The 10465-nt window shown below is 39.1% G+C and carries 10 protein-coding genes; 3 read left to right on the top strand and 7 right to left on the bottom strand.

The window, feature by feature from the left end; translation table 11 throughout:
• Nucleotides 1-89 precede the first annotated feature (89 nt).
• From ACEW8U_RS12880 to ACEW8U_RS12895, 4 genes are all read right to left on the bottom strand, one after another.
• Nucleotides 90-1016 carry a hypothetical protein gene (locus ACEW8U_RS12880; protein ID WP_373522460.1) on the bottom strand — a complete coding sequence of 309 codons (927 nt, stop codon included), beginning with the start codon at nucleotides 1014-1016 and terminating at the stop codon, nucleotides 90-92.
• Nucleotides 1017-1369: 353 nt separating this feature from the next.
• Nucleotides 1370-2302, bottom strand: a complete 933-nt coding sequence (locus ACEW8U_RS12885) for a DUF4097 domain-containing protein (RefSeq protein WP_373522461.1) — start codon at nucleotides 2300-2302, stop codon at nucleotides 1370-1372.
• A 453-nt stretch (nucleotides 2303-2755) separates the two neighbouring features.
• Nucleotides 2756-2953 (bottom strand): hypothetical protein, encoded by a 198-nt coding sequence (locus ACEW8U_RS12890; protein ID WP_373522462.1) that lies wholly within the window; start codon nucleotides 2951-2953, stop codon nucleotides 2756-2758.
• A gap of 401 nt (nucleotides 2954-3354) precedes the next feature.
• Entirely contained in the window at nucleotides 3355-3855 is a 501-nt protein-coding gene (locus ACEW8U_RS12895) for a DinB family protein (protein ID WP_373522463.1), read from the bottom strand.
• 146 nt (nucleotides 3856-4001) lie between these two features.
• On the opposite strand from ACEW8U_RS12895, the gene ACEW8U_RS12900 reads away from it, so the two are divergent.
• Both ACEW8U_RS12900 and ACEW8U_RS12905 read left to right on the top strand, forming a co-directional pair.
• Nucleotides 4002-4967, top strand: coding sequence for a helix-turn-helix transcriptional regulator (locus ACEW8U_RS12900; protein WP_373522464.1), 966 nt, complete (start codon nucleotides 4002-4004; stop codon nucleotides 4965-4967).
• A gap of 358 nt (nucleotides 4968-5325) precedes the next feature.
• A complete protein-coding gene (locus ACEW8U_RS12905) occupies nucleotides 5326-6861 on the top strand; it encodes a glycoside hydrolase family 3 protein (protein ID WP_373522465.1) in 1536 nt (511 codons plus the stop codon).
• Between the two features lie 34 nt (nucleotides 6862-6895).
• Here the strand turns inward: ACEW8U_RS12905 and ACEW8U_RS12910 are convergent, their stop codons facing one another.
• A complete protein-coding gene (locus ACEW8U_RS12910) occupies nucleotides 6896-7486 on the bottom strand; it encodes a DUF4136 domain-containing protein (protein ID WP_373522466.1) in 591 nt (196 codons plus the stop codon).
• A 241-nt stretch (nucleotides 7487-7727) separates the two neighbouring features.
• Between ACEW8U_RS12910 and ACEW8U_RS12915 the strand changes: the two genes are divergently transcribed.
• Nucleotides 7728-8399 carry a metallophosphoesterase family protein gene (locus ACEW8U_RS12915; protein WP_373522467.1) on the top strand — a complete coding sequence of 224 codons (672 nt, stop codon included), beginning with the start codon at nucleotides 7728-7730 and terminating at the stop codon, nucleotides 8397-8399.
• A 21-nt stretch (nucleotides 8400-8420) separates the two neighbouring features.
• Here ACEW8U_RS12915 and ACEW8U_RS12920 read toward each other — a convergent pair whose 3' ends face one another.
• Both ACEW8U_RS12920 and dtd read right to left on the bottom strand, forming a co-directional pair.
• On the bottom strand, nucleotides 8421-9911 hold the full coding sequence (locus tag ACEW8U_RS12920) for an ATP-binding cassette domain-containing protein (RefSeq protein ID WP_373522468.1): 1491 nt from the start codon (nucleotides 9909-9911) through the stop codon (nucleotides 8421-8423).
• A gap of 275 nt (nucleotides 9912-10186) precedes the next feature.
• Nucleotides 10187-10465, bottom strand: a 279-nt coding sequence (dtd, locus tag ACEW8U_RS12925; RefSeq protein WP_373522469.1) for a D-aminoacyl-tRNA deacylase, incomplete at its 5' end; no start/stop codon positions are given.

The following is a 10465-nucleotide window of genomic DNA, read 5'->3' on the forward strand; positions in this document are numbered from 1 at the left end:
AACCCATCAAATTGATCCCTGAAATAGAAGAATATATCATCAAGCCACTTTCAGTGGATAGGTTAAAGAATTTGATTTACGGATAAAAATTAATAAAAAGTCTCCCTTAATAATTCCGCTTTGCTAATAGCAGAAAAATCACCTTCTATTTCATAGTAAATCAAAAATGCGTTGTCAATCCTATCTGCATCAGTAATATCAGGCATCCTGATGTATTTATTGCCTACTCCGGGAGGCCAAGCCGCTGCAGAAACCCTGAATGCAATCTTCCCTTTATTCATCCCGATTTCTCTGATGGTAAGACTGTTTGTATTGCCATTGGTCAACCTTGCCGTTACAAAAGATCCCTTTTTGATTTTTCCTGATTCAGGATCTATTTCGCAAATAATACTGACCTTGGGACCTCCTCCTCTTTCATAACCACTCTGAAAAACCCCACTGAATGCGCCATCCATTACCTGATGTTTATTTAGGTATTTAGCATCAGTACTACCCCCGTCCAAAGTGAACACAGCTAATAGTTTCCCATCTACAAAGGCAATGACCGTTCCTCTTCCGTCCACCGGTGTTTCTTCATACCTGATTTTCCAAACCGTTTCGCCATTTGAATTGGTTTTACGGATATAGGGATCCTGATTGATACTACTGACCTGGTCATATCCTATTTTGTAGGTATTGCCATAGGTATCGATGGCTTCTGTGTCTTTGGACAAGACAACATTTAAATTTGGATCCGGTTGAGGTCCTTCAATTCCTGATTGACAGGAATAAAAACAAAAAAGACCAAAAACCCCTGCGAGAAAAGGGAGTTTTTTCATGTTAAAGTTTGAATTGGGTGATGGTTCAAATTTATTAAAGAATCCGGAAATAGCAATCATATTGAAATGAATACTGGTAATTGTTGGAAGTAGGAAGTCCAAATTGTCCGATGACAGGTGTCGGATGAACGAAGTTAGGAGGCAGACTGCAGTGGAAGTGGAAGCGTAAAGTTCTCCGTTATTCTGAGTACTCAACATTTTGAAAATGTTCAGAAAAGGAATGACATCAAGTTACCCGCTTGGCAACCGTCATCCTGAGTCCCCAACATTTTGTAAATGTTCAGAAAAGGAATGACATTAGGTTTCTCGTCATCCCGAGGCACGAGGGATCTCTAGAGGTCCTATTGATGCTAGTATTTATCATTTCCTGATCCTTCGCCATGGTGAGTGTCTCCACTCACTTACCCTCGCTTCCACTGAGTGTCCTCACTCACCCCTTGCATATATACTTTCAATCCAGTTCACGGCCCAAGTGAGTGTCCTCACTCAACCTTTACTTATAATCCAGTTTTATACTCCTCACGGCCCAAATGAGTGTCCTCACTCACCCCTTACTTATAATCCAACTTTATACTCCCCCCAGAACTCGCCATTGAAATCAGCACTCCTCCGCCATTGGATTTCCCCACAATTTTATCCCGCTTCATTTCTCCATCAAAATTCGTGAGCTTTGTATTGACATTCCCTCCTTTCAGATCCAAGTCCATGGGTAAGTCTTTGGGAATAGTGGCAGAAATACTGCCTCCGCTGCTTTTCAGTGTCAAAGCATCCTCAATATTGTTGATATCGGCTTTGATTCCACCTCCACTTGTATTGGCATAAATCTTTCCTGAGACATCTTCCAAACTCACACTTCCTCCGGAAGAATTGATGGTCACTTCACCTTCCATTCCATTAACTTTTACAGACCCTCCACTGGTATTAAGGTCCAATAAACCCGAGAACTCTGAAACGGATAGGCTTCCCCCTGAGGACTTGGTAAAAATACTTCCACTTGAATAGGATATTTTGACGCTTCCACCGCTGCTTTTGATGGATTGATCTCCTTCAATTCCGCTAATTGCAATTGAACCTCCACTAGTATTCAGATCGGTTGACATTTCGTAGGGTACCTGTATTTCAAAAGATAAATTGATATTATTTCCTTTAGACCAATCCGGACTTTTCTTTGTCTCTACAATCACTGAAACAGTATTGCCATTTTTCTGAATGTCAATTTTGTAGTCATCCAACCTTTTTTGGACGTCAGCATCATTGGGATCAACGGCTTTCCCATTTCTCTTGACAAACATCTCAACAACAACATGATTGCCTTCCGTACCAGTAATGGCAACACTTGCCCCTGAAGTTTTGGTTTCAATTTTTCCCGGACCCGAGAGATCAAAAGACTTGCTCAGATATGGGTCATTCAATGCAGATGCCTGTACTTGGACAAACAACATACAGATTAAAAGAACCGAATAATTAAGAATAGATTTTTCCATAAAATGGGATGGATATGTTTAACTCATATGATTTAGTATTAATAATCTTGCGAGTTTTATGCCAAGGGAAAATTGGGTTTTTGCTCGGTTAAGCTGCTTTTTTTAAAAAAGAAGTTGTAAAAATCGACCACTATCGTCCGTAATCGGGCGAATTTAAAATGATTGCTAATCATTCCCAACCGTTTGCTCCCATTTCCCATGGCCTTCATTCCAGACCTGGATCAGTCTTTCGGAAAATAACCTGATGCTTTCATCAGTTTGTGATGCCCTATATATTCCAGCTTGCTAGTTAAATAAGAATTTTTCTGTTTGCAATTTCTGTCCAGTAGTTCTGGAATTGATCCAAATTTTCTGAGAACTTGAGGCACCCAAAAAAGCAACCACCACCGTTGCCCCAGCACTGACCACAGGTAAGATCCAACGAGGGAATTCTGGTTACTAAATTGCCTGTAATTAGGATACTATAGTAGTCACTGCAGCAAGCAGAATACTCATGTACTTATAGAAGTAAAAATGCTTTTTGCCTTTCGCTGCCTTCCTATTAAAGTGGTCAAAAAGCCTTTGCCATTCCCGATTAACTTGTGCTAATTTTTCCTCCTCAGAAAGACGAGGATTCAACAAAGGAGTAATTGGTATTTCTATTTTTTCCATGATAAGACCTTTAGCATTTAAAAATGGAAAATAATTTTTAACTCTTGGGAATCATTCACTTTGGTAAATAAAGTTTATCAGTTAGTATGATTTATTTTATTAGCTGATTTTCATTGTATTTCTTGGATAAAAATACACAAAATCATGAACATCATTGAGTTTATAAAACATTTTCCAAATGAGGTAAGCTTTGAGGCTTCCTGGTTTAAGAAAGCTGAGGAGGTAGTATCACCCCCTCCTTTACACCTACCTTTTTCTTCATGCCACACCATCTCGCATCTCGTCTCTCGCTTCTAACATCTTGTCTCTCTAAAAAGATTCGATTCGCCACGGCGCATCAAAGGTCTAATATCTCGCCTCTAATCTCTCAAATCTAACGTCTAACGTCTAACGTCTCAAAATTACCTTTCCCAAAAATTCGGAGGCTCAACCCCCAATGCCCGTAGATAAACATACCCTTGTCCTCTGTGATGTGTCTCATTGTCTATAAAATATAGGATGCTGCAATAGACCTTGTCTTCATATTGCCCAAATGCAATGACTGTGTCCTGAAAATGTTCTACAGGAATTTGAGCCCACCAATGATTGAGTTCTTCGGTGGCTTGGTCCCATAACTGTAATAACTTTTCCTTGCTGCCGCCCAAGTCTACATTTTCGTCCAATTGTTCCCATTGGTCAGTTGCCATGCCTTTGGCGCCGGGAACTCCGATTCCCAAAAGTTCCTTTGCCAATTCTGAAAATGGACGCATCCCGCCAATACTGAAGCTGAAAAGTTTATCCTCAGGAAAGGCTTCGATTACTCTTCGTGTCAATGCGCGATGACCCTTCCAGTGTTCCAATAATTGCTGGGGTGTGATAAACTGAGAAAGTGTTTCTTTGGTCTTTTTTTCTTTGGTTTCCATGATTTTGTTGTTTGGTTGAAATTATATTTCAAATAAAACCTGCAACAGTGACAGCCCTATGTCAGTAGGGTTTTAGAAATTTTGATTTTTTTTGATTTTTTCCTCCATCAACAAATTATATTTGACCAAATCTTATTGTCAATAGTATGAACAGACTGGATAGGCTAACGGCTATTCTGACCCATCTCCAATCCAAGAGGATAATAAAAGCCCAGGAATTGGCCAACCGATTCGATATCAGCCAAAGAACGGTATATCGGGATATCAGGGCTTTAGAACAGGCAGGTGTTCCCGTCATCGGTGAAGCAGGAATGGGCTATTCCTTGGTAGATGGCTACCGCTTGCCTCCTGTCATGTTCACCAAGGAGGAAGCCATGTCTTTCGTTGTTGCAGAAAAAATGCTTAAAAAAGTGGCAGATAAGGACAGCAGCAAAAATTTTTCCACAGCCATGTTCAAGATCAAATCTGTACTGAAAAATGCAGAAAAGGATGTATTGGAAAAAATGGACACACAAGTGGAAGTTATCAGGAAAAAAAACAGCCTCCATTCCACCGGAAAAGACCATGTGCTCCAAAGTATTCTCAACAGTCTTGCTGAGAAAAAAGTCATCAAGATCCAATACACCACTTTTGTAGAAGAAAAATCTTCAATCAGAGATATTGAACCTGTCGGGGTCTACTATGCCTTTGAACAATGGTATGTGATTGGCTGGTGCAGATTGAGAGCAGATTATAGAAATTTCAGATTGGATCGCATTAGGGAAATCAAAATCCTGGATGAGGTTTTTGTACAACAACATCCTTCTTTAAAAGAATATTTGGAGAAAGTTGAAAAAGAAGAAAACCTCATCAAGGTAGTCATAGAAATACACAAATCAACCAATAAATATGTCCGAGAACAACGCTATAATCATGGACTTGTCATGGAAAAAGAAAAAGGGGATATGGTAGAACTCACCTTTATGACCTCATCCATCGAGGGCTTTGCAAGATGGATTATCATGATAGCAGACTACATCACCATCATCCAACCCCAGGCCTTGAAAGTCCGGCTTAAGGAATTGCTGGATGGAATGCTTGTTAATTTGGAAGTCAGTGATCAGTCTCAGTAGGCAGTTTTCAGTGTTCAGTAGGCAGTTGGTAGTCTCTGTGGGCAGTAATCAGTCTCAGTTGGTAGTGATCAGTCTCAATTTGCAGTGTGGCAGTTTTCAGTGTTCAGTTTCAGATGGCAGTGTTCAGTAGGCAGTATATCAGTCTCAGTTTACAGTTGGCAGTGGCCCATCTCTGTTTGCAGTATTCAGTCTCAGTGGGCAGTGGGTAGATTTCAGTTTCAGTTTGCAATTTTAGTTTGTAATGTTCAGTGAAAGTAGCCAGTATTCAAACAATCTTCCTTCCTATTTTCAAATCCACAAGCAGCCTATAGGGAGGTATAAATCTAAAATCATCAATCTAAAATCATCAATCCACAAAATGGATAAACAAAAAAAAATAGCCCAACTATTCTCTCCTGCTGCATTTATACATGATTCAGAGGAGAATATACTACAATTGGAATCTTTGATCCGAAATCATCAAATTGGCGGGATCACTTTTTTTCATAGCCGATATAGCGCCGCTGCAAATTTTGAGAAGAGACAGGAGAAACTTTCTTATGAAAACACTCTGGAGAAATTACCATCACTAATCCAACGCTTTCAAAAAATTTCTGAAACTCCCCTCCTTATCAGTATAGATGCGGAATTTGGTCTGGCCATGAGGATTGAGAACACCCCGCAATACCCTTACGCCATTACTTTAAGTGCATTACCAGAAAAAGAGATTGATCTGGTGTTTGAAACCGGATATAGAATTGGTAAGGATCTGAAATCATTGGGAATTCACCTGAATTTCGCACCTGTGGCTGATATCAACACCAATCCCAAAAATCCTGTAATCGGATACAGGTCTTTTGGCAATGAAAGAAACAAGGTCAGCCGTTTTGCATTGGCCATGTACAAAGGAATGATCAAAGCAGGAATTGGAGCTTGTTACAAGCATTTCCCTGGTCATGGGGATACAGATGTAGATTCACATCTTGGATTGCCCATCATCAATAAGTCCAAGGAACAACTGATGAACGAAGAACTCTATCCATTTATGGAAGGCATCAATGCAGGAGTGAATATGATTATGGTGGGGCACCTTGCTGTCCCTTCACTATGCCAAGGAAAAAACACCCCTGCATCGATCTCAAAGGAAATCATCACTGATTTTCTCAAAGAAGAGCTAGGATTCAAGGGCATAGTGGTATCAGATGCCTTGAATATGAAAAGTGTCAGTAATATGTTTTCCCAACCGGGCATGTTGGAATGGGAAGCATTCAATGCAGGGAATGATATTTTATGTTTTTCGGAAAATGTAAAAGAAGGAATAGAATTAATCGCTGACAAAGCAACAGACGTACAGATCAATGAGAGTTTTCTTAAGATTATGAAGTTAAAAGAGAATCTGGGACTTTTTGATCAGCAACCCATCCATTTTCAGGGCTTCGATTGGAACAGCCATCATGACTTCAACCAACAATTAGCCAAGCAATATATTTCGGTGATTTCTGAAAAAAAATCATCGTTAAAAATTGACCTACATAACCGAAAAACTGCTTTGATTTCGGTTTATAAAGGAAAGGGAAACCTGTTTTTCCTAGGGATTGACCCTAATAACCTGATCCCAAAATTTGAAATTTCCCAAGGAGTGGATTTCGATTTCCTAAAATTCATTGATTTTGAAAGTATCCTGATTGCCTTGTTTGTACCCTCCGCCAAACCCATCAATCATTTTGGATTGGAAACCCATTTGATGAAAAAAATCGCTGAATCGGCAGAAAATAAAAATGTTGAATTATATCTTTTTGGTAACCCTCTTTGTCTAAGTGAAATCCCAAATGTTAATAATTTTCACAAGGTAGTCTGTGCTTACCAGGATTTCGAAGTGACCCAAAAAGAAACTGCCCGCTATTTCCAAAAATAATTGAAATAGCAGGCAGATTCTTTTATAAAGTTTATCAGTTTCTGGTCAATACCCTGAATTGATCCATCACCCTGTAGGTTGCCTTAGTCAGTTCTGTGCTGACATCAGGGGAAACAAGATCAAAGTATGCTGCAGTATATCCCTGCCAAATGGTGTTACCCTTTTTGTTATCTATCACAAAAATGACCAATAAGCCATTGTTTTCAGTGTATTTGACCCTGTTGTAGTGTTCATCTTTTTCCCTGTTTTCTTTCTCTTGTTCCTCAGTCAGTTCTACAATTTCAGGTTTTCTTTGTAACCAAAAGTCAAAATTTGGCTGATCATAGCCTCTATATTTGACCTCATCGGTAAAAATCTTATAATTGATCAACAGGTCAGGTTTTTCATCTTGAAGTCTGAATCCTTGTGAACCTAACCTTGAACTGATAGTCCTTTCAATGGCTTTATAATAAGTAACTGAATCAGGATTAGAATCAGGAAAGGGATTGTTTACGAAACCAAAAGTCTTGTACCTCTTAAAATTTCCTGAGTAGTTAAAATCAGAGTCGGCTATATAATCTTTTTGGCTTACACAGCTGGAAATTACCACGATGATTGCTGGTATGAGAAATTTTAATTGTTTCATAATTGACAATTTTTGAGAGATTACAATGGTTTAATAGGTTAAGAATTATGAATAACCGTCCTATTTGATGGTTACCTACGAATAAACATGAGAGCGTGGTTTTTGTTTGATATATATTAATTTGAACATCAATACATTATAAATATATTTCACTGTAAGTTCAAGATTTTTTTGTTGTCCTGCTATTCTTTTTTTATAAATGTCAAATAGTTAACATTATTCTTTATTAATTTAATACCAAATGGCTTTATTTATTATAGGAGACGTACATGGTTGTCTTCATACTTACCTCAAACTTTTAGACCACTGGGATCCCAAATCGGAAATACTGATCCAACTTGGGGACTTGGTGGACAGGGGAAACCATTCCCCTTTGGTTTTGGAACTGGCATTTGAGCTGAAAATGAATTTTGGGAAAGAAGTACATTTCCTCATGGGTAATCATGAACACATGATGATCAAATATATGAGAGGTGAAGACAAACAAAAAAATTGGCTTTTTAATGGAGGCCAACAAACATTAAATCAATTCGAAACCCTCAACATCGACCCTGATAATTATTCTGCTTGGTTGTCTGACTTACCACTATTTTGGGAAAATGATTTTATAAAGGTATCACATGCAGGGGTAAGTGGCTTGGGCAATATCAATGACTCAAACAATCCCAATGGGCTTTTATGGAACAGAAAACAACTGATAAATATTCAAAAACTGCAAGTCATCGGACATACACCTCAATGGGATGGGCAACCTAAATATGATCCTGAATCCAATTCGTGGAATATTGACACAGGGGCATATGGAAGTGTTTGTCTGACGGGAATTAAATTGGAGGAGAACGGAAAATTTTTGGAAACGATTTCAATCCCAACTGATAGCAGGGATGTAAGAAAAGGCGATTATCCGACTTGATTATTGCTAGTAAGGAATATTCTACACCACCCTCCCTTTTGATAACCTCAACACTTTGTCCACACATGCAGGTATATCTTCTTCATAATGACTGACATAAATCATCGCAACTGGAATGATACTACATACCTGATCTATGGTTTTTCTAAAAAGTTTTCTCTGTATTTCATCCATTCCCTGTGCAGCTTCATCAAGAATAAGCAGACAGGGACTTTTGATCATTGCTCTTGCAAGAAGGACAAAACGCTGGTTTTCAAGAGAAACCTGTTTCAAGGGGAGGCCGGAGGTATTTTCAAGACCGAATAATTCCAACCAGTCCTTGGCGAGTTTTTCCTGTTCATAGCCAACCTTTTTGAAAAGTCCCATGGTATCAAATAGTCCAGATAAGACTACTTTTAAACAAGTTTGATTTGGAGGAAAAAACCGGGATAATTCAGGTGCCACGAATCCGATTTGCTTCTTTATATCCCAAATACTTTCTCCTGTACCTCTCTTTTTATCAAACAACCAAATATCATTGGCATAAGCCTGAGGGTTTTCACCCAATACTAAACTCAATAAAGTAGATTTCCCTGCCCCGTTATTTCCCTTTAAAGCCCATTTTTCACCGGGCATTATGGTCCAGTTCACATTGTCCAATATCCTTTGATCTCCATATTGGACGGTCACATCTTTAAGATCAACTATAACCTTAAATTCTGAGTTTTCTTTGACTTTCAAAAGTCCACTCAATAATTGATATTCAAATCCATTTTCATAATATTTAAAAGGTTCAATATCATTGAAATCATTGAATTCAATAACCTTCTTTATCTTTTTATCCCCAATTACCGCTACATGAGTGATGCTATCTGGTATTTCATTGCTATGGGTAGTCATCATCACATGAACTCCTGCTTGTACAATCTCCTTTAAAATATCCCCAAAATCCATCCTGCTTTGGACATCCAATCCCGTTAGAGGTTGGTCCATCAACAGTATTTTGGGATTCTTTATCAGGGCAGAGGCAATGGCAAGCCTCCTTGTTTCTCCATTCGAAAGTTTGATCAAAGACTTTTCCTTCAGATCGTTCAGGCGCATAATATCCAGTACGCTTTGAATATCCCAAGGTCCAGGAACTTTCACTTCAACTTCATTCAGGTAATCAAAGACAGTTGCTGTCTCTTCAGATTCCATCGCATTGAAACGCTGCTGATAATAGAAATTCTGAAGATTGGATTTGTTTCGAAAGCTGTATTGCTGGGAAACTACGGATATAAGATCCCTAAAAGAATTGATCTCTCCAACGAGAGATTTTTGTCTTTGAAAAGTTTTGGTAAATGGTCTTTCAACCAACCCGTGAGTCACCAGTGTCCTGCCCAAAATCGTTTCCAAAAATGCCGTCAACAAAGCCCCAGATTGACCCACCACTGCCCAATGCTGACCTTCATCCCACCCAAAATACAAACCCTCAAAAACGGTTTTTCCGAGTTGCTTGACAGTGGCGTTTTGGATGTTAATGAGTACGGACATTTTAAGACGTGAGACGTGAGACATGAGACAGACGTAGTTTTCAGTAGGCAGTATTCAGTAGGCAGTCGCAGTGGACAGTGGGCAGTCAATGCCGCAATTAGGCAGTCGCTAGGTGCAGTCGAAGCGGGCAGTTATTAGTAAGCAGTCGCAGTGAGCAGTAGGCAGTCTCAGGGGGTGCTGAACACTTTATCTTGAACACTAAACACTGAACATTGTAAACTGGACACTAAACACTGAACACTACCAACTGAAAACTGTAAACTGTACACTGTACACTAAACCTTATTCCTGCTATCAATAATGATCGTGACCGGGCCGTCGTTAACTAGAGCTACTTTCATATCTGCACCAAACTCACCGGTTTGAATGGATTTTCCTAGATCTGATTCAAGGGTTTGGATAAAACGCTCGTAAAGGGGGATGGCAATTTCAGGTTTGGCGGCTTTTATGTATGAGGGTCGATTTCCTTTTTTTGTACTTGCATGGAGGGTAAACTGGGAAATCAATAATATACCTCCATCAGTTTCCAAAAGACTTTTATTCATTACGCCATT

The organism is Aquiflexum sp., from assembly GCF_041751335.1.
Classification (GTDB): domain Bacteria; phylum Bacteroidota; class Bacteroidia; order Cytophagales; family Cyclobacteriaceae; genus Aquiflexum.